This window comes from Bradyrhizobium sp. AUGA SZCCT0431, from assembly GCF_018131065.1.
Taxonomy (GTDB): Bacteria; Pseudomonadota; Alphaproteobacteria; order Rhizobiales; family Xanthobacteraceae; genus Bradyrhizobium.
Genome location: NZ_JAFCLR010000013.1, coordinates 20,833 through 44,028 on the forward strand (window position 1 = coordinate 20,833; position 23,196 = coordinate 44,028).

Consider the following 23,196-nt stretch of genomic DNA (forward strand, 5'->3'; position numbering starts at 1 on the left):
AACACCCTTGCAAAAGAGAAACGCGACCGTGGCCGTGATCGGTGCTGGCGACTTTATCGGCAGTGAAATTGCAAAGAAGTTCGCCTCGGAGGGCTTTACGGTGTTCGCCGGGCGGCGCAACGGTGCCAAGCTCGAACCGTTAGTCAAGGAGATCGAGAAGGCCGGCGGCGAAATTCACGCGCGCTCGCTGGACGCACGCAAGGAGGAAGAAATCATTTCCTTCCTCGGCGACGCGGACAAGCACGCACCGCTTGAGGTTTGCATCTTCAATATTGGCGCCAACGTCAACTATCCGATTCTGGACACGACCGAACGTGTATTCCGCAAGGTCTGGGAAATGGCCTGCTATTCCGGCTTTCTCGCCGGCCGCGAGGCCGCGCGGCTGATGCTACCCCGCGGCAAAGGCAATATCTTCTTTACCGGTGCGACAGCGAGCCTTCGCGGCGGGACGGGATATGCCGCCTTCGCCAGCGCGAAGTTCGGCCTGCGGGCCGTTGCACAGGCGACCGCGCGTGAGTTGGGCCCAAAGAACATCCACGTGGCGCATCTCATTATCGACTCCGGTGTCGACACCGAATGGGTGCGGCAGCGGAGGATCGAGGCGCTTGGCCCGAACGCGCTGGATGATCCTGATCTGCTAATGCCACCATCGTCGGTAGCGGAGTCCTACTGGCTGCTCTATCAGCAGCCAAAAAGCGCCTGGACGTTTGAACTGGAGATTCGTCCGTTCGGCGAGAAGTGGTAGCGGGAGCCTCTCACAATGGAACTCAATCTTTCCAGTGAGGAGGCTGCGTTTCGTAACGAGGTGCGCGCTTTCATCGCGGAGAATTATCCCGCGGAAATGCGCGTTCCCAATCCCGAAACCGACCTTTCCAAGGAACAGATGCTGCTCTGGCACCGTATCCTCCACCGGAAGGGATGGATCGCGCCGCTCTGGCCCAAGGAGCATGGCGGGCCGGGCTGGTCGATCACGCAGCGCTTTATCTTCGAGCAGGAGACGTCACGTGCCGGGACGCTGCCGCCACTCGCGTTCAGCGTAACCATGGTCGGCCCGGTCATCTACACGTTCGGCAACGACGCGCAGAAACAGAAGTTTCTGCCGCGAATCCTCTCTGGTGAGGATTGGTGGTGCCAGGGCTATTCAGAGCCGGGATCGGGCTCCGACCTCGCGTCGGTCCGCACCAAGGCTGTGCGGGACGGCGATCACTACATTGTCAACGGACACAAGACCTGGACGACACTGGCCCAGCATGCCGACTGGATATTCTGCCTGGTGCGGACTGATCCTTCGGCAAAGCCTCAGGCCGGCATCTCCTTCCTGCTGATCGACATGAAATCGCCCGGCGTCACCGTGCGGCCCATCATCACCATCGACGGATCGCACGAGGTGAACGACGTTTTCCTCGAGGACGTGCGCGTCCCCGTCGAGAATTTGATCGGCGAGGAAAACAAGGGCTGGACCTACGCGAAGTTTCTGCTTGGCAACGAGCGTACCAGCATGGCCGGGATCGGCCGCTCGACGCGTTATCTTGCGCGCCTCAAGCATATTGTGAAGACCGAGATCGGCGAAGACGATCCGACTTTCGGGGAGTTCGTCAAGGACATCGCGCGCGTCGAGCTCGATGTGCTCGCGTTGGAGGCAACCGAACTGCGAATCGTCGCGCAGATGTCGCGTGGCATCGATCCGGGGCCGGCCGCCTCACTGTTCAAGATCAGAGGCACCGAAATATTCCAGCGCATCACGGATCTAACGCATCAGGCCATCGGTAACTATGGCCTGGCAATTCGCGAGCACCCGGCGAACTCCAACCACTTCATGCCAGGGCCGGATTACGGGCACACCGCGACTGAGAAATATCTGAACTCCCGAAAACTCAGTATCTACGGGGGATCGAATGAAATCCAGCGCAACATCATCGCGAAAGCAGTTCTCGGTCTCTGACCACATCGCACGAGGCATCGGATGGATATCCAGTTGACGGAAGAACAGGAATTGCTCCGTTCCAGCATTCAACGCTTCCTGCGCGAGCAGTATGACTTCGACGAGCGTCGAAAAATTGTTGCGACGGATGAAGGCTGGAGCCGCAAGCACTGGAGCGCCTTTGCCGAGCTTGGGTTGTGCGCGGCACCGTTTCAGGAAAGTTCCGGTGGTCTTGGTGGCGGATCGCTTGCGACAATGATCGTGATGCAGGAGTTCGGCCGCAACCTGGTCGTCGAACCGTACCTTGAGACCGTTGTTCTCGCTGGCGGCCTGATCGAAGACGCCGGTTCACCGGAGCAGCGCGAGGCGTTCTTGCCGAAGATTATGGATGGCAGCGCCATATGGACGCTGGCCTGGGCGGAAGGGCGATCACGCTACGATTTTGACAACGTCACGACGACGGCGCGACGCCAGGGGGACAACTTTGTCCTGAGCGGAACAAAGGCCGCGGTGATTGGTGCACCGTGGGCCGACAAACTGATCGTCTCGGCGCGGACGTCCGGTGGACCGCGCGATCGCGCCGGCGTAAGCCTGTTCGTCGTTGATCGCCATTCGGCCAATCTCCACTTGCAAAGCTTCAAAACGGTCGATGGCCGGCGCGCTGCCGAGCTCACGCTGATGGACGTCAACGTTCCGGCCGACCAATTGCTTGGTACCGAAGGCGAAGGCGTCGTGGCGCTCGAAGCGTGCCGCGACCGCGCTATCGCGGCGCTCTGCGCGGAAGCCGTCGGCGCGATGTCGGTGCTGAATTCGGCGACGCTTGAATACAGCAAAGCGCGCAAGCAGTTCGGGGTTGCCCTTGGGACGTTTCAGGTGTTGCAGCACCGCATGGTCGACATGTTCATCGCGCTCGAAGAGTCGATTTCGCTCACGCAACATTTGAATCTCAGCCTTGCAGCCCGGGAGCCAAATGGATCGAAGCTGGCGTCGGGCGCGAAGTCGAAGGTTGGCAACGCCGCCCGCTTCGTCGCAGAGCAGGCCGTGCAGCTACATGGCGGCATGGGGATGAGCGACGAATTGAACGTCGGCCACTATTTCAAGCGAATAAACTCCATCAACATCCAGTTTGGCGATCCTGCCTATCATCTGATGCGGTACGCGCAGCAGAGCTAGTCCTTCCAACGCAGCAAATCGACTACCGCACCCGACCAGAGGTAAACAATGACCGAAGCCGTAATCGTCTCGACTGCTCGCACCCCCATTGGCAAGGCCTACAAGGGTGCGCTCAACAATACCGAAGGCGCGACCTTGCTGGGTCATGCTATTTCCGCTGCATTGTCACGCGCCAAGATCGAGGGCGCCGAAGTTGAGGATGTCGTGATGGGTTGCGCCATGCAGCAGGGCACTACCGGCACCAATATCGCTCGAAAGGCGCTGCTACGCGCCGGACTTCCGGTGAGCGTGGCCGGGACCACCATCGATCGCCAATGCGCGTCCGGCCTTCAGGCGATTGCCCTGGCTGCGCGGTCCGTGATTTTCGACGGTCTGGAAGTCGCTATCGGCGGCGGTGGCGAGTCGATAAGCCTGGTGCAAAACAACCAGATGAATACGTTTCATGCTGTCGACCCGGAACTGCTCGCCATGAAGGGAGACGCTTACATGGCGATGCTGGATACGGCCGAGATCGTGGCCAAGCGCTACGACATCTCGCGCGAACGCCAGGACGAGTACAGCCTTGAAAGCCAGCGCCGGACGGCCGCGGCGCAACAGGGCGGCCGCTTCAACGACGAACTCGCACCAATCAAGACAACAATGGCAGTCACCGACAAGATGACCAGTGCCGTGTCATATCGGGAAGTGACGCTGTCGGCTGACGAGGGGCCGCGTCCCGATACCACCGCGGAGGCTCTCGCAGGCGTCAAGCCGGCCAAGGGGCCGGGCTTCACCATCACGGGTGGTAACGCGAGCCAGCTTTCCGACGGCGCAAGTGCTGCTGTCATCATGAGCGACAAGCTGGCGGCGCAGAAGGGACTAAAGCCGCTCGGGATCTTCCGCGGGTTTGTCGCGGCAGGCTGCGAGCCGGACGAGATGGGAGTGGGGCCGGTTTACGCCGTGCCCCGACTCCTCAAGCGTCACGGACTCAAGATCAACGATATCGACCTCTGGGAATTGAACGAGGCCTTCGCGGTGCAGGTGATCTATTGCCGCGACAAGCTCGGGATCGATCCGGAAAAGCTCAACGTCAATGGCGGCTCGATCGCGGTTGGCCATCCCTACGGCATGACCGGAGCCCGGCTGACCGGCCACGCCTTGATCGAAGGCCGCCGGCGCAAGGCCAAATACGCCGTCGTCACCATGTGCGTGGGCGGCGGCATGGGCGCTGCGGGACTTCTCGAGATCGTTCATTGAGCAAAAAGCGCGATAGATAAGCAGGAGCTCCTTGTGAAGACAGCAATTACTGAATTGTTCGGCATCGAACACCCCATCATCCAGGGCGGGATGCATTTTGTGGGCTTTGCTGAAATGGCAGCGGCCGTGTCCAATGCTGGCGGCCTCGGTCTCATCACTGGATTGACGCAAAGAACGCCTGAACTTCTCGCAAAGGAGATCGCTCGCTGTCACGAAATGACCGATAAGCCATTCGGGGTGAATCTGACCTTTCTGCCAACGTTCAGCGCACCTCCCTATCCGGAATACATTGCAGCCATCAGGGAAGGCGGCATCAGGATCGTCGAAACCGCAGGGCGTAGCCCCGAGCAGTACATGCCTGCCTTGAAGGCGGCAGGCATCAAGGTCATCCACAAATGCACTTCGGTTCGCCACTCGCTGAAAGCCGAGCAGATCGGCTGCGACGCCGTTAGCGTCGACGGGTTCGAATGTGGCGGCCATCCCGGCGAAGACGACATGCCCAACATGATTCTGCTGCCGCGTGCAGCCGACGAACTGAAGATACCGTTCGTTGCCTCCGGCGGTATGGCGGACGCGCGCAGCCTGGTCGCGGCGCTGGCGATGGGCGCCGCCGGCATGAACATGGGAACGCGTTTTATCGCTACCAAGGAAGCGCCGGTCCACCAGAACGTCAAGGATGCGCTGGTGAAGGCAACGGAACTCGACACCCGTCTGGTGATGCGCGGGCTCCGGAATACCGAGCGCGTTTTGAACAACAAGGGCGTTGAGCAGTTGCTCGAAATCGAACGAGCCAAGGGCAAGCAACTCAAGATCGAGGATATCCACGATCAGGTGGCGGGTGTTTATCCCAAGGTGATGATCGACGGCGACATGGACGCTGGCGCCTGGAGTTGCGGCATGGTCGCGGGCCTCATTCACGACATTCCCACGGTCAAAGAACTGATCGACCGCATCATGGTGGATGCCGAACGTATTATCCGTCAGCGTCTGACTGGCTTCCTTGATGATGCCAGGAAGAGGCCGGCTGCCGCTCTGGCGATCGCCTGAGCTTTCCGAGCGAAATATAGCTGTCGGGGGAATTCATGGATCTGACCGACTTCCACTATTACGAGCCGTCGAAGGGTCACGGGCTCAGACATAATCCATTCAACGCGATTGTCGCGCCGCGTCCGATTGGCTGGATTTCGTCGAGCAATGCGGCTGGTCAACTGAACCTCGCTCCATACAGCTTCTTCAACGCGTTCCTCTACGACCCTCCGATAATCGGGTTCTCGTCAATTTCGTGGAAGGACACTGTCAAGAACGTCAGCGAGACCCGCGAATTCGTCTGGAATCTGGTTACGATGGATCTTGGCGAGCGCATGAACGTGACGGCGACGCCGCTCGATCACGGCGTGAGCGAGTTCGAAGCCGCAGGGCTGACGGCAATACCCGGGCGCCACGTCGCTGTACCGCGGGTAGGCGAGAGCAGGGCTGCTATGGAATGCAAGGTCGTCGACGTCTCTCAGCTGTCGAATGCGCGCGGTGAGAAGGTCGAAGGATGGTTCGTGCTCGGCGAGGTCGTGGCAGTATACATCGACAAGTCCTTGATTGAGGACGGTGTATACAACACGGCCCTTGCGCGTCCCATACTGCGCGCCGGCCGTGGTGGAGATTACCTCGAGGTCAGGACGGAGAACATGTTCGAGATGAAGCGGCCGCCTGGCAGCAGCAAACCGGAGTTCCATGGCACCTAATGGGGAGCAGGTGACCTCAGGCCCCACGCGTACAAACCGAGAGCCAGCAGTGAAAACGCGCTCAACACGACGCCGAGCGCGAACATTGCTTCATGCGACACCGTTGCAGCGAGCCATACACCGATTGCTGCGTTCATCATCTGCCAGAAACCCAGTAGCGCCGAGGCGGCGCCGGCCTTCTCCCCGAATGGAGAGAGCGCCCGCGCGGTGACCAGTGGACTGACAACGCCCATGCCGAGGAGAAAAACGCACATCGCGCCCAGGAACGGCAAGAACGTCGGGCTGATCATCGAGATGAGCAGGATTGCAATGCTGCTGGCGGCCGTTGCCCATAGTCCTGCCCGGATCGGGCGATCGAGCCCGTAGCGTGGTGCCAATTTCGTCGCCAGCATGCCCGCGGCGAATACGATAAAGACGGTGCCGGCGAAGAAGAGGCCGAGCTGGATCGGCGTGAAGTGCATCGCTTCAATGAATAGGCGCGGTGCGGCCGAAAACATGGAGAACAAGGCGCCTATGATCAGGCTCGCGGTTGCAGCCGGGATAGCGAAGCGACGATCACCAATCAGGCCGACATATGTCCTGGCGATGGCGACCAGATTGAGCGGAGTGCGGATTGAATTGTGGGTTTCGCCGAGGATGATGGCGTAGGCAATGGCGCCAGCTGCGGCAAAGGCCGCGACAAGAGCGAATTCGGAACGCCAGCCAAAACTGTGATCGAGTGCGCCGCCAAGCAGCGGCGAGAATCCTGGGGCTGCGGACATCACGATCATGATTAGGGCCATCGCGCGCGCCAGTGCCGGCCCATTGAACATGTCGCGGGCGATGGCGCGAGACAACACTGACGTCGCACAAGCGCCTGCAGCCTGCACGGCGCGGCCGGCCAAAAGATTAGGTAGATCTGTTGCCAAACCGCACCAGACGCTGCCGCCGAAGAACACGGCAAATCCGATCAGGACTGGCCAGCGTCTGCCGTAGCGATCCGAGAGCGGTCCGACCAAAAGCTGGCCTATCCCAAACACCGCAAGAAAGACGGTAATGGCGGATGTGACCGCCGCGCTGGTGACATTCAATGAGATCGCAATTTGTGGCAGCGACGGTAGCAAGATGTTGGTCGCGAGCGTTCCCATGGCGGCCAGGACGGAAAGGACCGCGATCGCCAGGCCGCTGGAGACGGGAACATCCCGCGGCACGCTCTTGGTCGTTTCGCACTGGTCAGTCATGGGAACTTTCGCGCTGGTTACAAGGCGGCGAGTGACGCGGTTCGCACCCCTGCTAAGCCCTTCTTTGTCGAATCGGCCGTGCTATCTGCGGACGACGCGCTCGATCGCGATGGCGGTGGCTTCACCGCCACCGATGCAAAGGGCTGCAACGCCGCGTTTGAGGTTCTGCGCCTCCAGCGCATGCAGCAGCGTCACGATCAGGCGCGCGCCGGTGGCGCCAATGGGATGACCGAGCGCGCAAGCGCCGCCGTTGACATTCAGCTTCTCGCGGGGGATGCCGAGATCTTTCTGCGCCGCCATCGCCACCACGGCAAAGGCCTCGTTGATCTCGAACAGATCGACATCGCCGACGCTCCAGCCGACCTTGTCCAGCAGCTTGCGAATGGCCGGGATCGGCGCGGTGGTGAACCATTGCGGTTCCTGGCTGTGGGTGGCGTGGCCCTTGATCTCGGCCAGTACGGGGAGGCCGTCGCGATCCGCGAGCGAGCGCTTTGCAAGAATGAGCGCCGCAGCGCCGTCGGCATTGGCGGAGGAGGCAGCCGGCGTGATGGTGCCATTGGCGCGGAACGCGGCTTTCAGCCCGGGGATCTTGGCGGGGTCCACTTTCAGCGGATGTTCGTCGTTGGCGACGATCCGCGGCCCGGTCTTTTCGGTTAGCGTGATCGGCACGATCTCGGCCTTGAACGCGCCGCCTTCGACCGCCTTGCGCGCGCGGGTAAGCGTCTCGATCGCGTAAGCGTCCTGATCCTTGCGGGTGAACTGATAGGCTTCCGCGGTGGCCTCACCGAAATCGCCCATCGAGCGGCCGGTCTCATAGGCGTCCTCCAGCCCGTCCATCATCATGTGATCGATGATCCGGTCATGGCCGGCGCGGTAACCGCCGCGTGCCTTGGCCAGCAGATAGGGCGCATTGCTCATGCTCTCCATGCCGCCCGACAGTACGATCGAGGCCGAGCCCGCATTGATGATGTCGTGGGCCAGCATGGTCGCCTTCATGCCGGAGCCGCAGACCTTGTTGACGGTGGTGGCGCCGGTGGCATCCGGCAGTTTGGCGCCGCGGGCGGCCTGGCGTGCCGGCGCCTGGCCTTGTCCGGCCGGCAAGACGTTGCCCATGAAAACCTCATCGATCCGCTCGGGCGCCAGCTTGGCCCGTTCCAGCGCCGCGCCGATCACGTGGGAGCCGAGCTTGTGGGCGCTGAGAGGCGACAACTCGCCCATGAAGCGGCCGAGCGGCGTGCGGGCGGCAGAAAGGATGACGACGGGGTCGGAAGCGGTGGCCATGGCGAACTCTCCTGTTGATAGGTGTTGTTATATGACGATAGTCATATAAGATAGCCAGCATTGCAATGAAATGTTGCCGTGAACTTCAAGGAAGCGCGGTTCCAGAATTGCTTCGAGGGGATGGGGACGGGTTGTGCAGCCGATCACCTTAGGACCTTGCACGGAGTGGCGATGCGATACGTAGAAGACCACAGGCGTCAAACCCACGATCGGATCGTTGAAAATGCCTCCTATGGTTTGCGCCAAAAGGGCGCGGAAGGGCTCAGTGTTGTCGACTTAATGAAACTCGCGGGTCTCACGCACGGCGGTTTCTATAACCATTTCGATTCGCGTGCCGCGCTTGTCAGCGAGGCGATCGCCTTTGCAATGGACCAAACGACTGAGCGATGGAAAAAACTGGCGAACGGGAAAACCAGCAGGGAACGCTTCGAGGCGTTGATCGCCGATTATCTTAGTCTCAGGCATCGCGACAACCCTAAACAGGGTTGCGCGCTTCCAACCCTGGCCGTCGATGTCGCGCGATCGAGCCCGAGCGAGCAGCAGGCCCTGGCTTCCAAACTGGAGAGGATGATCGATGCCCTTGTCGAGGTGCTTCCCGGTGAGCCACTTGGACAGGCCCGCCAAATCGCGACAGGCGCTATCGCAACCATGGTGGGATCGATCGTGCTGTCGCGTGCCGTCGGCGCGGGGAAACTTTCCGACCGCATCCTCGATGCCGGACGCAAGACCGCAGGCGGTCGGATTCGGAAGCCCCAGCGAAGAACCATAAAGGCGATGCGCTGCAAAAAATCATAACGTAAGGGAGATCACCATGACGGCCGGCAAATGGCTCAAGACAGCCTGCAACCTGTGCTACATCAATTGCGGGATTGAAGTCTTGGTGAATGACGGGCGCCTCGAGAAAGTGCGGGGCGACCGTTCGAGCCCGAAATCACAGGGCTATCTGTGCAACAAGGCGACCCGGATTCCATATTATGCGCATCACCGGGATCGGCTCACGACCCCGCTGCGTCGTCGCGCCGACGGCGGCTTTGATGCAATCGAGTGGGACGTGGCGATCGCAGAAATCGCGGAGCGGCTGCGAGACATCGTCGACAGGTATGGTGGCAAGAGTATCGCCCTTTACGGCGGTGGCGGGCAGGGCAACCACGCCGGCGGCGCCTACGCCAGCGGATTGTTACGCGCGCTGGGTTCGCGCAGCGTCTTCAATGCCCTTTCGCAGGAAAAAACCGGCGACTTCTGGGTCAATGGCCACATGTTCGGCAGCCAGACCTGCCACACCGCCGAAGACGTCCATCATTGCGATCTCCTGCTTGTCATCGGTGCAAATCCCTGGATCGCGCATGGCTTCCCCAATGCGCGCGATCATCTCAATCAAATCCGCAAGGATCCCGCACGCAAGCTGATCGTCATTGATCCCAGGCGAACGGAAACCGCCGAGATGGCGGATCTGCATCTCGCGGTTCGTCCCGGTGCCGACACGTTTCTCCTAGGCGCACTGCTGGCCACGCTTGTCCGGTCCGACCGGATCGATCATGCCTTCATTGAGGAGCACACGATTGGCTCCGCGGAAGTGAGGCAGGCGCTATTAGATATCCCCGTTGAAGGATGGGCTGCCGCTGCCGATATTTCGATCGTGGACCTGGAGCGTTGCGCCGCGATGATCGCAGCGGCGAAGGCCATGGTGGTTCGGGTCGAGCTTGGCATCCAGCAAGGCATCAACTCGACGCTCAACTCCTACCTCGAAAAGCTTCTAATCATGCTTTCCGGGAATTTCGGCCGTAAAGGTACCAACCAATTGCATAGCTGGCTTCAACCGCTATGGGGTAATTCTCCGAACCAGACATTCGCGCCGACCGGCGACGCGATTATTGGGGGCCTGTTGCCGCCCAACATTTTCCCCGAAGCGGTGCTCAACGACCATCCCGACCGGTTGCGATGCGCCTGGATCGACAGTTCCAATCCCGCCAACACGGCCGCAAACACCGGGGCCGTGGAACGCGCGCTGCGCTCGCTCGACCTATGCGTGGTGGTCGACGTTGCGATGACCGAAACCGCACAGCTCGCGCATTACGTTCTCCCGGCGTCCTCACAGTTCGAGAAAACTGAATTCACCCTGTTCAACTTCGAATTTCCGACGAACTATTTTCATGTTCGTGCCGGGGTATTGCCGCCGCTTGCAGGCACCTTGCCGGAGCCTGAGATCTACACGCGGCTTGCCATCGCCCTTGGGCTTCTACCAGGTGACAATGTGCTCGCGCCCCTGCGGGAGGCGGCGCGGCGTTCGCGAGCCGAGTTCGCCGTCGCCTTTCGTGCTTTCATCGCGGAGAACCCTTCGATCGGCGCAGTTCCCGCCCTGGTACTCTACCATACGCTGGGACAGACGCTTCCGGATGGCACGGCGGCTGCAGCTCCCTTGTGGAGCGCGGCGCTGGCTTGCGCGAAGCGATCGCCGCAAGCGGTGCGGCGGGCGATCGGCGCATCGGACGAGGTGGCGGATCAGCAGCTCGGCGATCTCCTGTTCGACACTATCGTAGCCACCCGGCAAGGCACTGCCGTTACCCGGCACGACTATGATGAGGTCTGGTCATTGATCAGCCATTCGGACCGCAAGGTTCGGCTGGTGGTCCCGCAGATGCTGGAATGGCTGGCACGGCTCGATCCGCAAGCAGCGGGCGCGCCAAAGGAGTTTCCGTTCATGCTGGCGGCGGGTGGCCGCCGCATGTTCAACGCCAACCAGATCTTTCGCGATCCCGCGTGGCGGCGCGAGGATCCGGACGGCGCCATGTTGATCAATTCGAGCGATTTGAGCGAGTTGGGCGCAGAGGATGGTGACTGGATCGCCGTCGAGTCGGTGGTCGGACGGCTCGTCGTCCGTTGCAAGGTCGATGACGCCATGCGGAATGGCCAGTTGGCGCTGCCGCACGGCTACGGTCAGGCATACCCGACGTTGGACGGTGAGCGCCTGATCAACGGGCCGCGCATCAATCTGCTCACCGAGAGCGGCAACCGCGATCCCATTGCGGGCACGCCCTACCACAAGAACGTAGCGGTTCGCCTGGCCCTGGTGCCCGCGCACGAGGCTGCCACCTATCAGTCGCAGTCCGAGCGAATTCATGTGAGAGCGGCCGGACAATAGCTCGAAGGGAGCGTTAAATGACCGAGAAACCAATCGCGATCGTGACCGGGGTAGGGCCGGGCACTGGAGCTGCCATCGTCAAGCGGTTCTCTGCAGGCGGATTCCGTATCATAGCGCTTGCCCGCTCAGCGGAGCTCACCAATCGCCTTGCGCAAGAGCTTCCCGACGTACACGCGGTGACCTGCGACGTGTCCGACGAGAGCCAGGTGCGTACCGTCGTCAATGACGTAAAGCGCCGTTTTGGAGCGGCCGAGGTTCTCATCCACAACGCGGTCGGAGGAGGCTGGGGAAGCTTTCGCGAGATCGATCCGAAGATGCTGAAGGGAAATTTCGAGGTCAACGTGATGGGCTTGTTGTACCTGGCCCGCGAAGTGGCTCCTGACATGATCGATCGAGGCAAGGGCGCGATCCTGGTGACCGGAAACACGTCTTCGATCCGCGGCAAGGCCAATTTCGCCGGCTTCGCTCCGACAAAGGCGGCGCAGCGTATATTGGCCGAGTCGATCGCGCGTGACATGGGGCCTCTCGGCGTCCACGTCGCCTATGTTCTCATCGACGCTGTGATCGACACGCCCCGGATGCGCGCGCGGATGAGCGACAAACCGGATGAATTCTTCATCAAGCCTGCTGCCATCGCCGACGAACTGTACCATCTCTACGGTCAGGACCGATCGGCATGGTCATTCCTCGCGGAACTGCGGCCATTCCGCGAAAATTGGTGACAGAAACGCGGTTACAGCTGGGTAACGCGCTTACTCATTCAAGAGCGCCGTAGACGCTGGACCTGAAAGGTCAGAACCATGACTAATGAGTCAATCTCGATTGATACAGGGACGGACGAACTGCTGTGCGCGATCCGGGATCGCGTTGCCGTGATCACCTTAAATCGACCCGAGGCGCGAAATTCGCTGTCCGACCATCTGACGCCGGCGTTGCGCCGGATGATCAAACGCAACGGTGACGATCCGGACGTCGGCGCATTGCTGATTACCGGTGCAGGCAGCGCTTTCTGTTCGGGCGGCGACGTTAAGGGGATGGGCGGCAGTTCGGCCGCACCCGCCATGTCATTCAGCGACAAGGTTGCGCGATTGCGGGAACGTCAGCGAACGCTGACCGGCGTGCTTGTTTCGGTGCGTAAACCCACCATCGCGGCCCTGCCGGGACCGGCGGCTGGCGCTGGGCTTGCGATCGCGCTCGCCTGCGACATTCGTATCGCGGCCGAATCCACCATCATGACGACTGGTTATGCCAGGATTGCGCTCACCGGCGATTACGGCATTTCGTGGTTGTTGACCCGGCTGGCCGGGACGGCGCGTGCCCGTGAACTGATTTTCCTGTCCGAACGGATCGATGCACGTCGCTGCGAAGCACTGGGGTTGGTAAATCGCGTGGTGCCTGATGTTGACCTGCAGAGCGAAGCATTTGGGATCGCGAGAACGTTGGCGAACGGTCCGGGGAGTGCGTTTGCCTCCATCAAGGATAATCTCGACCTTGCTTTGTCGGCCGACTTCCTGACGTCATTGGATCACGAAGCCGAGAGGATGGTCGCTGCTGCGAGTCCCCGCAGCACGCCGAAGCCGTACGGGCCTTCATCGAGAAACGCGTTCCCAATTACAGGTGAGACTAAGCGGTTGAAGTCACTCCTCGGCCGATTTGTTTTCCGGGGATGGTCCCGCAATATCGGCCACCACGGCAGCAATCAGCGATTCCGCCAGCGGCGTATCCGCAATCACGCGAGACAATATGACAGCGCCGATCATTTCCGAGAGGATAGCAGCGGAATGTCTGCTGCCCGCGGCTCTCGGGGTCGCGGATGACAGTCTTGTTATCAGGTCGAGATAGCCTTGAATCGCCGTGACGAAGACAGCGCGGAGAGCGGGATCGTCGCTCCGCGCGGCGTCCACGGCCAATGCCGGCAGAATGCACCCGGAACCTGGATCGTCGCGATGGGCCGATGACACATAGCGTTCGATAAGTTCGCGAAACGGATCTTTGGGCTGTTGGGCCAGTCCATCCTTCAGCAACGCTGTCGTGTCCGCGATTGCACGTTCGCTGGCCTTGACCGCCAGATCATCCTTTGAAGCGAAGTTGCGATAGAAGCCGCCATGGGTCAGCCCGGCAGCTTTCATGATGTCGGCAACGCCGATCCCGTCGAAACCATGCTCGCGCAGCAGGCGCGCCGCAGTCTCGATGATCTGCTCGCGGTTCTCCAGCGCCTTTTCGCGCGACACCCTCATCGTTTTCTCACTCCGTTGGTCGCAGGACCTGCGTCTGCTGGTCTTGGCCACGGCCGAGCGATCTCAGATTCGCAAAAACTCCGCTTGACATTTTTCATGACGATCATCATCTAACAATTAAGATGACGATCGTCATCAAAAAAGTGAAACGAACGACCGCTGCCAGATCCTGAAAGCGGACTGTTTCACAGCTGAGAGGTAAAATAATGCCGGGTTTGAGAGCGCTGGAGCGCAAGAAGGCAGCGTTCCTCACCGGCGCGTCGAGTTGCATCGGCAAGGCCGCGCGGCAGGTCGCATTCGCCCGGCGTCCTCGCGCGCTGTTCGGCAAGATTCTGCGATCGCAATTCGGGCTGGCGTAATCAGCGCATGTATTGGCGCGCACATAGAGAGCCGGGCCGTCCGGCCGATTATCCGTCCCATCTTGGAGTTTTCGGTCCGAGCCGGACAATGGAGAAGACCATGTCAAGTTCTGTTACTTACCTCGGACGGGGAGCGCGCTACATAGATGCACCCACGCTCTCGATAAATGTCGGGGGGACACCTTTCGTCTACCGTGACATCGGTCCCCGGAGCGGCGTGCCGCTCATTCTTCTCAATCATTGGGGCGCGGTTCTGGACAATTTCGATCCACGAATTGTCGACGGCCTCGCCAGCAAGCATCGCGTGATCGCGACCAATTACCGAGGTATCGGCGCGTCGGGCGGAACAGCGCCTGTGACCATCGATGAAATGGCGCGGGATGCGATTGCCCTAATCCGCGCGCTGGGCTTCGAGAAAGTCGATCTGCTCGGCTTTTCCCTCGGCGGATTTGTGGCGCAGGATATCACGTTGAAGGCACCAGACCTGGTGCGAAAGCTCATTTTGACCGGCACGGGGCCGGCGGGCGGCGAAGGTATCGACAAGGTGTGGCCGGTATCCTGGCCTTTGATGATCAAAGGCTTCCTGACGCTGCGAGACCCGAAATTCTATCTGTTCTTCACGTCCACGGCCAATGGCCGCCAAGCGGCGGCCGCTTTCCTGAAACGACTGAAAGAGCGCAAGGCAGGCCGGGACAAGGGACCTACGCCCGGCGCATTCTTGCGGCAGGTCAAAGCGATCACTGCTTGGGGCCGACAGGCGCCTCAAGATCTCGGGAGCATTCGGATCCCGGTCCTGATCGCGAATGGTGACCACGATATCATGGTGCCGACCGCAAACAGCATCGATATGGCGCGCCGTATCCCGGGCGCACAACTGGTTATCTACGAAGATGCCGGTCACGGCGGGATTTTTCAGAACCACGCCGATTTCGTGCCGAAGGCGCTGTCCTTCCTCGGCGCCTGACGCCGCGACAATATTTCAAACTGGAGAAGACCCTATGAAGGCGTTCGTTGTCGACAAATACAAAAAGAACGGCGCTCTGCGCTTGACCAAAGTACCGGAGCCGGAGGTGCGGGACGATGATGTCATGGTTCGAGTTCACGCAACCGGTGTGAACCTTCTGGACTCCAAGGTGAGAAACGGAGAGTTCAAACTCTTCCTGCCGTATCGTCCGCCTTTCGTTCTGGGCCACGACGTTGCCGGGATCGTCACCCGCGTTGGCCCCAACGTCAGGCGGTTCAAGGCGGGCGACGAGGTCTATGCACGGCCGCGCGATCATCGGGTCGGAACATTCGCGGAATTCATTGCCATGAATGAGGCCGACGTGGCGCTAAAGCCCAAAAACCTCAGCATGGAAGAAGCCGCCTCCATTCCGCTGGTGGGACTGACCGCCTGGCAGGTGCTGGTGGAGGTGGCCAAGCTGAAGCCCGGGCAGAAGGTCTTCATTCAGGCCGGCTCCGGTGGTGTGGGGACTTTTGCCATCCAACTCGCCAAGCATCTCGACGCGACAGTTGCGACGACGACGAGCACGAAAAATGTCGAGCTGGTCAAGAGTCTCGGCGCGGACGTTGTCATCGACTACAAGACGCAGGATTTCGAGAAGGTTTTGTCGGGTTACGATCTGGTCCTGCACAGCCAGGACGCCAAGGCGCTTGAAAAATCCCTGCGCGTGCTCAAGCCGGGTGGCCTCCTCGTTTCGATTTCGGGGCCGCCGGATCCCGAATTCGCCAAGGAACTGGGGTTGAACCTGTTCCTGAAGCTCGTGATACGCCTCCTGAGCCGTGGTGCGCGGAAACAAGCCAAAAGTCTGGGTGTGCGCTTCTCATTCCTGTTCATGCGTGCGCAGGGACAGCAGTTGGGCGAGATCACTTCCCTGATTGAATCCGGCGTGATCCGTCCGGTCGTGGATAAGGTGTTCCCATTCGAGAAGACCGGAGATGCGCTGGCCTACGTCGAGACCGGGCGCGCAAAGGGCAAGGTCGTCATTGCAGTGAAACAATAGGTCCCGTATTGACGCGGCCACGCATCGGAGGAAGTAACATGACTCAATTCAATGGTGACACTCAAACTTCCGTACAGGACATTGCACTCATTGTCGGCGGCGGTCCGGGCATCAGCTCAAGTTGCGCCAGGCTGTTCGCGGAGAACGGCATGCGTGTCTGCGTCGCAGCCAGGAATCCCGAAAAGGCGGTCCTTGAGACCCTCGAGAAGACGCATGGCGTGCGTCGATGCGCCTGCGATGCCAGCGACCCGGCGGCTGTGGCACAGCTGTTCGGGAGCGTCGTCCAAGACGTCGGAACGCCGAGGCTTGTCGTGCATAACATCGATGGCCGGGTTCCCGGCATCTTTCGCAAGAGCGTTATCGAAGCCGACCCGGTCATGGCGCTTGAGACGCTTCGAAACTCGGCGTTCTCTGCGTTTCTGGTCGGTCAACAGGCAGCTCGGCTCATGCTCGGAAACGAACCCGACGCCAACGGCGCGAGAGGAACGATCATCTTCACGAACGCCAGCGCGGCGCTCAAGGGCTTCCCGTCAAGCGGTGCCTTTGCAATGGCGTGTCACGCCAAGTCCGGACTCGCGCAAAGCATGGCAAGAGAACTGATGCCGCAGGGTATCCACGTCGCGAATGTGCCGATCGACGCCGCGATCGGCTGGACCCAGGAAGACGGGACCCGCGCGCATCGGCTGGCGGGAACAACTGTCGACGACAACATGGCCGACCCCGTCCATATCGCGAAAACCTATCTTCAGCTTCATCAACAGCATCGGTCGACCTGGGCGTTCGAAGTCGTGCTCCGGCCGTGGGCCGAGAAATGGTGAACCGCATTGGCTTCGGTGCGGACCTACGTAGCGACTGACCATTGCCTTTCGAGTTGACGTGGCTCTCGCCGATATCGAGCGAGGGTCCGTCAACAAGAAGGTGGAGGTCGCCGCTTGACGAGGTTTCCGCGGCCCCGGAAGCTATCATTCGCGTCCGGGGCCGGTCTCAATCGATGCCGAGTTTGGCTTTTTATTCCTGACGCTCCCAAACCTGCGAACGACCCAGCATTGACACGCCAATGTAGCCGCGCACGTTGAGCTTCTTGCCGCCGTCGGTCAGTTGGATCTTGCTGCTGTAGACCTTGCCATTGTCCGGATCCAGGATTTTGCCACCGGTATATTCAGCGCCGTCCTTCTTCAGGCCACTCAGGATTACCAAGCCGATTACCGGTACATTCTTGAGCGCGCCCTCGCATTTTTCGCATTTCGGGTTCCGGTCTTCGGACGGAGCGGGAAATACCTTTTCAATCTTGCCCTGCAGGGTGCCATTCGATTCCGTGACGCGGATGAGCGCTCTCGGTTTGCCGCTGACGTCATCGACATTTTTCCACAAGCCGACAGGTGAGGTATTATCCGCCCAGGTCCCGGAGGACATGAGTCCAGCAGCCAAGGTGAGCGCGAGGGCGCCCGATCGTTTCAAAAAACGCATAATGGTCTCCGCGAGGGTTTTGCTGTCGTGTTGCCGTGCGGTCCGATGTTCATCGAGGCGTCGCCAAGCAAGTCCGGTCGCACGATAGCTAGGCATTGACGTCGACGACCGTGCGGCCCTGCACCTTCCCGGCGAACATTTGGCGCACCACATCGGGGACCTCTGCGAGGCCGACCACCTGCATCGTTCGGGCGAGCTTGTTCACGTCCAGATCGCGGGCCAAACGCGACCATGCCTCGAGTCGCGCCTCCTGAGGGGTATTCACCGAGTCGATGCCCGCCAGGGTGACGTTGCGCAGGATGAACGGCAGAACCGTGCCGGGAAGATCGACGCCCTGAGCCAGTCCGCAGGCCGTCACCACGCCGCGGTACTGCGTCTGCGCCAGCACGTTCACCAGGGTATGACTGCCGACGGAGTCGACAGCGCCAGCCCAACGCTCGCGCGCGATTGGCGCTCCAGGCTCCGAAAGCGTTCGTCGATCGATGACGTCAGCCGCGCCGAGACTCCGCAGATAATCGGCTTCCTCAAGACGTCCCGTCGATGCGACGACGCGATAGCCGAGATCGGCGAGGAGGGCGATCGCGATCGAGCCGACGCCGCCGTTGGCACCGGTTACGAGGATGTCGCCACGCTGCGGTGTGATGCCGCCATGTTCGAGGGCGAGCACCGACAGCATCGCGGTGTAACCGGCCGTACCGATCGCCATGGCGTCTTTTGTCGAAAATGGCGCCGGAATCTTGATCAGCCATTCGCCTTTCAGCCGCGCCTTCTGGGCATATCCACCATGATGGGTCTGACTTAACCCCCAGCTGTTGGCGACGACGCGGTCTCCGACTGCGATGCCGGGATAAGAGGATGCCTCCACTGTTCCAGCAAGATCGATGCCGGGAATGAGGGGGAACTGGCGAATGACCTCCGTGCGCCCGCTAATGGCCAGCGCATCCTTGTAGTTCACGGTCGAATAATCGACGGCGACCGTAACGTCGCCAGGCATGAGATCTTGCTCGTTCATTTCGACCACGCTGGTCGTAATCTTTCCATCAGTCTTTGCTGCCAGCAGTGCCTTGAACGTCATCGCCATATCCTGGGTCGGTGTTGCGTTGTCCACGGACCTAGGGTCGCGCCTCTTTTCCGCAAGAAGGCACAATTAAAGCGGGTACTATCATTTATGGACGTACCGACGGTCAAAGCGGGGAGCCGGGCCCTGGCGGATATGACAGCGGGCCTGACATGGCGACGTAGCGCCCGGAAGCGCGGGCAGGAAACCGGCTATGCCGAGGCATAACCGTGCGGTCGCTCTGGCGCGCTGTCAGCGAGTTCCTTGCCGTGATCACGCCGTCGTCCTAGAGGAGGCTACGAGCATCTATTGTATTAGGGTCGTCATGTGATATAAATCCTGACGTCGGTTCAATGGCATCGACGGCAACATCCAAAGACGTCAACCGAGCGAGTGTGACCGGAGCTAGGCCCCGCCGAATCCGAATTCGTGTCCTGCATGCCGCAGAACGCTTGATATTGGCAGATACGACCATTTATGGAGGTGTCTATGCGTCCAAGACGGTTTGACGCGAAGAGCGGATGTGCGGTCGGAGTGACACTGTCCGTCATCGGCGGCATGTGGAAGCCACTGATCCTGTTTCATCTCTTCGCCGGCAAGAAGCGGTTCATGGAACTGTCCCGAGCCATCCCTAACGCCACGCAGAGGATACTGACCCTTCAATTGCGCGAGTTGGAGGCCGATGGCGTGATCGTGCGCCATGCCTATCCGCAAATTCCTCCGAAGGTGGAATATGAAATCTCCGCCTTCGGCCAGAGCCTCGGGCCTGTACTGCTTTCGCTTCGGGGTTGGGGCAAGCAATATGGAGGTTCAATCGAAGGCGTCCCTCAGTGGCACCAGGCGCTTGAAGATCGCCAGCAAAACGCATGCTCCCTGTAACGTAGGTTGAGTGATGCGTGCGGACTTTGTGCTGCGGATACCTGAGCAGTCGAGACGTTTCACCGTACGGCACCCAATGAGCTGGCGTCGTACAGCGAGTTGCCAACTTCAGCCAGCGTTCACTTAGCGATTGATGCCGCAGTGGCATAGCAATGACGCGATTATTCTAACGAGCGATGCCTGTGCCAAACTTCTCCAACCTGCGCACGCGAAGCGAGCATTCGCGTGGGATCAGTTGACTCTAACGATCTATGAATATCGCGACTGCGCATGCCAACGAGCAACGCTCTTCCCTAAGTTAGTCTTATCCCACTGATTTCTCCGAATAATCTGCGTCTCAACTATTCAATTCCAAATGGGAATTGATCGTGCGAGATCGAAGTCATTCCCCTTCCAAAACGGTATATAGCCATCCATCTTGACAGTTCTATTTTAGAACTATTTACTCGGGCGGCCGATGGAAGTGAAGGAGCGGACTTGCCCGTTTGAAGGGGAGGTCACGCAGCACCCCCGAAAACAAGGCGCGAGGAGGATGGCATGAGGAGCGTGGACGATATCACTGCGGCCGAATTGCTCGATGGGCTGCCTTCAAGAGTGCACGAGGTGTACGCGCCGTTCGTGCGGGACATCCCGGATCATCCGGCGTTCGTGGAAGGGGCGCGTTCGTGGAGCTACCGGCAGTTCTCGGAAGCTGTCGACGCTGCGGCGAAGGATCTCACCGATTTGGGGATCAGGCCCGGCGATCGGGTGATGATAGCGAGCGAGAACAGCGTGGCCCTAGGGGCGATGCTCTTCGCGGCGAGCAAGCTAGATGCATGGGGCATTGCGGTTAATCCTCGCCTGTCGGCCAGGGAAATCGACCTGATCGGGACGCACAGCGGCGCCAGGCGCGTGCTGTTCAACGCGGCGCTTTCGAAGGAAGCCGCCGATCACGCCAGCCGTGTCGGCACCAAAATAGACGCTGTGGGACCGTTCGGCGGAATCGGTATTGGTCCTCTCAATGCGGATGCGCAAGCGGAACCCGTCGAGAAGGATGGCGCGCGCCAGGTCGCAGGCCTTCTCTACACGTCGGGCACGACCGGTGCTCCGAAGGGAGTCATGCTGAGCCACCGCAACCTGCTCTTTACCGCAAGGACTTCGGGAATTCTTCGCCGAAGCGGTCCGGCGGATCGCATCTACGGCGTGCTGCCGATGTCCCACATCGTCGGGTATTCGATCCTGCTGATCGCCACGCTGATGCACGGCGCTACCTTGTACGTTGTGGCCAAGGCCGATCCCGCTGCGCTGGCCCATGCCATAGCCGAGGAGGGGATTACGAGCCTGTTCGGTGTTCCCGCTACATATCAGCGTCTGCTGGAACACAAGGCGGTCAAGGGCATCCAACGGTTAGAGCGAGGCAAGCTGCGGACCATAGCCGTCGCCGGCGCTCCGCTCGACCTCGATCTGAAGAAGCGGATCGAGGACGAATTCGGAATCCCGCTATTGAACAATTACGGCATAACCGAATGTTCGCCGGGCCTGTCGGGTGTCCGTTCAGAACACCCTGTCTCGGATGAGTCAGTCGGCCCCTTTCTTCCCGGTATCGAGCACCGGATCGTGGACAGGCAGGGCAAGAAGGTGGCGACCGGCGACGTGGGCGAATTGCACGTCCGGGGCCCGAACGTGATGCTCGGCTACTATCGCGCACCCGAGCAGACGGCCGCGGCGATCGACGACCAGGGATGGTTCAACACAGGGGATCTGGCCCGGGTGAACGGCAAGGGGCATCTCTACATCGCCGGCCGAACCAAAGAACTCATTATCCGCTCCGGCTTCAACGTTTATCCCGCCGAGGTGGAGGCGGTGCTGAACGCGCACGATCAGGTCGTCCAATCAGCGGTGGTGGGACGGCCGGTTGATGGCAACGAGGAGGTCGTCGCGTTCGTCCAGCTTCTCCCCGGCGCCAGTGTCAGCGCCGAAGACCTGAAGGCGTACACAGCCCAACAGCTCACTTCGTACAAGCGTCCGACTGAATTGATCGTGCTCGACGCTCTGCCTTCAGCCTCCACCGGCAAGATACTCAAACACAAGCTGCGAGAGATGGCGATCGAGCGGGCGGTCGGGATGGCGTCCGAAGCCGCAGCCGCGGGCTGAGTGATGCACTGCAAGGAATGGGACGAAGCCGCACCAGGGGTCGGTCGCCGAGGCCGCACGGAAATTCAACGATTGATGAGCGACGTAACCCGTCGCCGCGCAAGGGAGAAGTCGATGTTCAGGAAGTCTATACTGGCAGCCGCGATCGGCGCGACGATTGTTGGCGCGCCCGCGCGTGCAGAAACACCCGGCGTTACGAGCGCCGAAGTGAAAGTGGGGGCTACGTTCCCGTTTAGCGGTCCCGCGTCGCCGCTCAGCAATACCGGGAAGGGTCTGATCGCTTACATCAATTCGATCAACGAGCGCGGTGGCATCAACGGCCGCAAGATCAATCTCATCACCTACGACGATGCTTACAGTCCTCCCAAGACGGTGGAGCAGACCAGGAAGCTCGTCGAAAGCGATGAAGTGGCCTTCCTGTTCGGCCCGCTCGGTACACCCGGCATCGGCGCCACCATCAAGTACGTCAACGCGAAAAAAGTGCCGCATCTGTTCGTGGTGAGCGGAGTCACCAAATTCACGAACTTCGCTGAATTTCCGATGACCACCACGGGGTTGCCCAGCTATGACACGGAAGGGCGAATCTACGCGAAATACGTCACCCAGGCCCGGCCGGACGCAAAGATAGCGATCCTGTATCAGAACGACGATTTGGGTAAGGACTTCCTCAATGCATTCAAAGGCTATCTGAAAGACGACTTCGACAAGAAAGTTGTGTCGTCTTCCTATGAAGTGACCGAGCCGACGATCGATTCCCACGTGGTGAAGTTGAAATCGTCTGGCGCAGAGGTGTTCCTGGTCGCCGGCACGCCGAAGTTCGCCGCGCAGGCTATCAAGAAGGCCGATGAGGTCAATTGGAAGCCTCTGTTCCTGATCAACTTCGTTTCAAGCTCGGTTTCTTCAACCATCGTTCCCGCGGGACCGGAAAAGGCTGTGGGCATCGTGGCGGCAACGATCACCAAGGATCCGAACGACAAGAAGTGGGCCGACGACCCCGGCATCAAATGGTACCGTGAACATTTCGCGAAATACCTGCCGGGCGCGGACATCGGTGATGCCAATTATCTGTTCGGTACGCAGCAGGGACAGATCCTGGAGCAAGTGCTCAAGCAGTGCGGAGACGATCTTTCGCGTGAGAACATTGTCAAGCAATCGCGGAGCATCCGCGGGCTGTCACTCCCCACTCTCATACCCGGTGTTACGATCAACACGGGCCCGGAAAGCAGTATGGCGTACACGCAGCTGCAGCTGCAGCGCTGGAACGGCAGCACGTGGGATCAATTCGGCAAGGTTCTCAGCGCCGAGGAAAAATGAGCTTGCCTCTTGAACGAGCAATGTGGGTAATCGGAGCCCGC

The 23,196-nt window shown here is 60.3% G+C and carries 22 protein-coding genes and 1 pseudogene; 18 read left to right on the top strand and 5 right to left on the bottom strand.

The window, feature by feature from the left end:
- Positions 1-7: 7 nt before the first annotated feature.
- The 6 genes from JQ567_RS14625 to JQ567_RS14650 are packed head-to-tail and all read left to right on the top strand — an operon-like array spanning position 8 to position 6,066.
- Positions 8-745, top strand: a complete 738-nt coding sequence (locus tag JQ567_RS14625; protein WP_192735242.1) for an SDR family oxidoreductase — start codon at positions 8-10, stop codon at positions 743-745.
- Positions 746-760: 15 nt separating this feature from the next.
- Positions 761-1,942: an acyl-CoA dehydrogenase family protein gene (locus tag JQ567_RS14630; RefSeq protein WP_212439473.1), complete on the top strand. Its 1,182-nt coding sequence runs from the start codon at positions 761-763 to the stop codon at positions 1,940-1,942.
- Positions 1,943-1,963: 21 nt separating this feature from the next.
- Positions 1,964-3,094: an acyl-CoA dehydrogenase family protein gene (locus tag JQ567_RS14635; RefSeq protein WP_212439474.1), complete on the top strand. Its 1,131-nt coding sequence runs from the start codon at positions 1,964-1,966 to the stop codon at positions 3,092-3,094.
- A 48-nt stretch (positions 3,095-3,142) separates the two neighbouring features.
- Positions 3,143-4,330: an acetyl-CoA C-acyltransferase gene (locus JQ567_RS14640; protein WP_212439475.1), complete on the top strand. Its 1,188-nt coding sequence runs from the start codon at positions 3,143-3,145 to the stop codon at positions 4,328-4,330.
- 33 nt (positions 4,331-4,363) lie between these two features.
- A complete protein-coding gene (locus JQ567_RS14645; RefSeq protein ID WP_212439476.1) occupies positions 4,364-5,377 on the top strand; it encodes a nitronate monooxygenase family protein in 1,014 nt (337 codons plus the stop codon).
- A gap of 35 nt (positions 5,378-5,412) precedes the next feature.
- On the top strand, positions 5,413-6,066 hold the full coding sequence (locus JQ567_RS14650; protein ID WP_212439477.1) for a flavin reductase family protein: 654 nt from the start codon (positions 5,413-5,415) through the stop codon (positions 6,064-6,066).
- On the opposite strand, the gene JQ567_RS14655 is transcribed toward JQ567_RS14650, so the two are convergent.
- Both JQ567_RS14655 and JQ567_RS14660 read right to left on the bottom strand, forming a co-directional pair.
- Entirely contained in the window at positions 6,063-7,286 is a 1,224-nt protein-coding gene (locus JQ567_RS14655) for a multidrug effflux MFS transporter (protein WP_212439478.1), read from the bottom strand. The two genes, JQ567_RS14650 and JQ567_RS14655, sit on opposite strands and share 4 nt — an antisense overlap.
- 81 nt (positions 7,287-7,367) lie before the next feature.
- On the bottom strand, positions 7,368-8,567 hold the full coding sequence (locus tag JQ567_RS14660) for an acetyl-CoA C-acyltransferase (RefSeq protein WP_212439479.1): 1,200 nt from the start codon (positions 8,565-8,567) through the stop codon (positions 7,368-7,370).
- A 78-nt stretch (positions 8,568-8,645) separates the two neighbouring features.
- Here JQ567_RS14660 and JQ567_RS14665 point away from each other — a divergent pair, with 78 nt between their 5' ends.
- From JQ567_RS14665 to JQ567_RS14680, 4 genes and pseudogenes are all read left to right on the top strand, one after another.
- Positions 8,646-9,362: a TetR/AcrR family transcriptional regulator gene (locus JQ567_RS14665; RefSeq protein ID WP_312017400.1), complete on the top strand. Its 717-nt coding sequence runs from the start codon at positions 8,646-8,648 to the stop codon at positions 9,360-9,362.
- Between the two features lie 16 nt (positions 9,363-9,378).
- Positions 9,379-11,706 (top strand): molybdopterin-dependent oxidoreductase, encoded by a 2,328-nt coding sequence (locus JQ567_RS14670; protein WP_212439480.1) that lies wholly within the window; start codon positions 9,379-9,381, stop codon positions 11,704-11,706.
- Positions 11,707-11,723: 17 nt separating this feature from the next.
- Positions 11,724-12,428, top strand: a complete 705-nt coding sequence (locus tag JQ567_RS14675; RefSeq protein WP_212439481.1) for an SDR family NAD(P)-dependent oxidoreductase — start codon at positions 11,724-11,726, stop codon at positions 12,426-12,428.
- A gap of 78 nt (positions 12,429-12,506) precedes the next feature.
- Positions 12,507-13,327, top strand: a pseudogene (locus JQ567_RS14680) (enoyl-CoA hydratase-related protein).
- Positions 13,328-13,343: 16 nt separating this feature from the next.
- Here the strand turns inward: JQ567_RS14680 and JQ567_RS14685 are convergent.
- Positions 13,344-13,919: a TetR/AcrR family transcriptional regulator gene (locus JQ567_RS14685; RefSeq protein ID WP_409363602.1), complete on the bottom strand. Its 576-nt coding sequence runs from the start codon at positions 13,917-13,919 to the stop codon at positions 13,344-13,346.
- On the opposite strand from JQ567_RS14685, the gene JQ567_RS39055 reads away from it, so the two are divergent.
- The 5 genes from JQ567_RS39055 to JQ567_RS14705 all read left to right on the top strand — a co-directional run bounded on the left by JQ567_RS39055 (position 13,812) and on the right by JQ567_RS14705 (position 17,123).
- A complete protein-coding gene (locus tag JQ567_RS39055) occupies positions 13,812-14,057 on the top strand; it encodes a hypothetical protein (RefSeq protein ID WP_409363604.1) in 246 nt (81 codons plus the stop codon). The genes JQ567_RS14685 and JQ567_RS39055 overlap by 108 nt on opposite strands.
- 92 nt (positions 14,058-14,149) lie before the next feature.
- Complete coding sequence (locus JQ567_RS38155; protein ID WP_249165470.1) at positions 14,150-14,302, top strand: hypothetical protein; 153 nt, start codon at positions 14,150-14,152, stop codon at positions 14,300-14,302.
- 100 nt (positions 14,303-14,402) lie between these two features.
- A complete protein-coding gene (locus JQ567_RS14695) occupies positions 14,403-15,266 on the top strand; it encodes an alpha/beta fold hydrolase (RefSeq protein ID WP_212439606.1) in 864 nt (287 codons plus the stop codon).
- Between the two features lie 34 nt (positions 15,267-15,300).
- The gene (locus JQ567_RS14700) at positions 15,301-16,305 is read left to right on the top strand and encodes an NADP-dependent oxidoreductase (protein ID WP_212439483.1); all 1,005 of its coding nucleotides are present in this window, start codon (positions 15,301-15,303) and stop codon (positions 16,303-16,305) included.
- A gap of 38 nt (positions 16,306-16,343) precedes the next feature.
- A complete protein-coding gene (locus JQ567_RS14705; RefSeq protein WP_212439484.1) occupies positions 16,344-17,123 on the top strand; it encodes an SDR family oxidoreductase in 780 nt (259 codons plus the stop codon).
- 190 nt (positions 17,124-17,313) lie between these two features.
- On the opposite strand, the gene JQ567_RS14710 is transcribed toward JQ567_RS14705, so the two are convergent.
- Positions 17,314-17,772, bottom strand: a complete 459-nt coding sequence (locus tag JQ567_RS14710; protein ID WP_212439485.1) for a DUF2147 domain-containing protein — start codon at positions 17,770-17,772, stop codon at positions 17,314-17,316.
- Positions 17,773-17,860: 88 nt separating this feature from the next.
- Positions 17,861-18,847, bottom strand: a complete 987-nt coding sequence (locus JQ567_RS14715; protein ID WP_212439607.1) for an MDR family oxidoreductase — start codon at positions 18,845-18,847, stop codon at positions 17,861-17,863.
- A 516-nt stretch (positions 18,848-19,363) separates the two neighbouring features.
- On the opposite strand from JQ567_RS14715, the gene JQ567_RS14720 reads away from it, so the two are divergent.
- From JQ567_RS14720 to JQ567_RS14730, 3 genes are all read left to right on the top strand, one after another.
- Positions 19,364-19,708: a helix-turn-helix domain-containing protein gene (locus tag JQ567_RS14720; RefSeq protein ID WP_312017401.1), complete on the top strand. Its 345-nt coding sequence runs from the start codon at positions 19,364-19,366 to the stop codon at positions 19,706-19,708.
- A gap of 537 nt (positions 19,709-20,245) precedes the next feature.
- Positions 20,246-21,841: a class I adenylate-forming enzyme family protein gene (locus JQ567_RS14725; protein ID WP_212439487.1), complete on the top strand. Its 1,596-nt coding sequence runs from the start codon at positions 20,246-20,248 to the stop codon at positions 21,839-21,841.
- 114 nt (positions 21,842-21,955) lie between these two features.
- Positions 21,956-23,155, top strand: a complete 1,200-nt coding sequence (locus JQ567_RS14730; protein ID WP_212439608.1) for an ABC transporter substrate-binding protein — start codon at positions 21,956-21,958, stop codon at positions 23,153-23,155.
- Positions 23,156-23,196 lie beyond the last annotated feature (41 nt).

Bases quoted from the DNA above. Each gene is read 5' to 3' on its own strand.
- JQ567_RS14630 (WP_212439473.1), top strand. From the start codon at position 761: ATGGAACTCAATCTTTCCAGTGAGGAGGCTGCGTTTCGTAACGAGGTG.
- JQ567_RS14635 (WP_212439474.1), top strand. From the start codon at position 1,964: ATGGATATCCAGTTGACGGAAGAACAGGAATTGCTCCGTTCCAGCATT.
- JQ567_RS14640 (WP_212439475.1), top strand. From the start codon at position 3,143: ATGACCGAAGCCGTAATCGTCTCGACTGCTCGCACCCCCATTGGCAAG.
- JQ567_RS14650 (WP_212439477.1), top strand. From the start codon at position 5,413: ATGGATCTGACCGACTTCCACTATTACGAGCCGTCGAAGGGTCACGGG.
- JQ567_RS14655 (WP_212439478.1), bottom strand. From the start codon at position 7,286: ATGACTGACCAGTGCGAAACGACCAAGAGCGTGCCGCGGGATGTTCCC.
- JQ567_RS14660 (WP_212439479.1), bottom strand. From the start codon at position 8,567: ATGGCCACCGCTTCCGACCCCGTCGTCATCCTTTCTGCCGCCCGCACG.
- JQ567_RS14670 (WP_212439480.1), top strand. From the start codon at position 9,379: ATGACGGCCGGCAAATGGCTCAAGACAGCCTGCAACCTGTGCTACATC.
- JQ567_RS14675 (WP_212439481.1), top strand. From the start codon at position 11,724: ATGACCGAGAAACCAATCGCGATCGTGACCGGGGTAGGGCCGGGCACT.
- JQ567_RS39055 (WP_409363604.1), top strand. From the start codon at position 13,812: ATGGGTCAGCCCGGCAGCTTTCATGATGTCGGCAACGCCGATCCCGTC.
- JQ567_RS38155 (WP_249165470.1), top strand. From the start codon at position 14,150: ATGCCGGGTTTGAGAGCGCTGGAGCGCAAGAAGGCAGCGTTCCTCACC.
- JQ567_RS14695 (WP_212439606.1), top strand. From the start codon at position 14,403: ATGTCAAGTTCTGTTACTTACCTCGGACGGGGAGCGCGCTACATAGAT.
- JQ567_RS14700 (WP_212439483.1), top strand. From the start codon at position 15,301: ATGAAGGCGTTCGTTGTCGACAAATACAAAAAGAACGGCGCTCTGCGC.
- JQ567_RS14705 (WP_212439484.1), top strand. From the start codon at position 16,344: ATGACTCAATTCAATGGTGACACTCAAACTTCCGTACAGGACATTGCA.
- JQ567_RS14710 (WP_212439485.1), bottom strand. From the start codon at position 17,772: ATGCGTTTTTTGAAACGATCGGGCGCCCTCGCGCTCACCTTGGCTGCT.
- JQ567_RS14715 (WP_212439607.1), bottom strand. From the start codon at position 18,847: ATGACGTTCAAGGCACTGCTGGCAGCAAAGACTGATGGAAAGATTACG.
- JQ567_RS14725 (WP_212439487.1), top strand. From the start codon at position 20,246: ATGAGGAGCGTGGACGATATCACTGCGGCCGAATTGCTCGATGGGCTG.
- JQ567_RS14730 (WP_212439608.1), top strand. From the start codon at position 21,956: ATGTTCAGGAAGTCTATACTGGCAGCCGCGATCGGCGCGACGATTGTT.